Annotated in this window: 1 protein-coding gene; it reads left to right on the top strand. The window is 68.6% G+C overall.

The genetic code is table 11. The features are described from left to right. A partial coding sequence (locus P0G09_RS18425) for an ABC transporter permease subunit (protein ID WP_275253397.1) occupies positions 1–303 on the top strand: 303 nt, incomplete at both ends.

Here is a 303-nt window from a genome sequence, read left to right on the forward strand (position 1 = left end):
CCTGCATACCCAGCAGGTGCTGGTGCCCGCCGTGGCCAGGACCTTTGGCAAGGCCTCCGGTGCCTGCCTGCTGAGCGCCATCGTGGTGCTGGCGGTGATGATCCTGCCCAGCATCGGGTCGGTGTCGGTCACGGCGCTCAACGCTGTGCCGCCGGAGTATGAGCAGGGCAGCCTGGCTCTGGGCGCAACGGAGGTCGACACCTGGTTCAAGGTCAGCGTCCCCGCTGCCAGGAGCGGCATTGCCGCCGGTATCGTGCTGGGCATCGGCCGCGCCATCGGCGAGGCCATGGCCGTGATGATGGT

Origin of the sequence: Faecalibacterium sp. DFI.5.82 (genome assembly GCF_029076575.1) — a bacterium.
Classification (GTDB): Bacteria; Bacillota; Clostridia; order Oscillospirales; family Ruminococcaceae; genus Faecalibacterium; species Faecalibacterium duncaniae.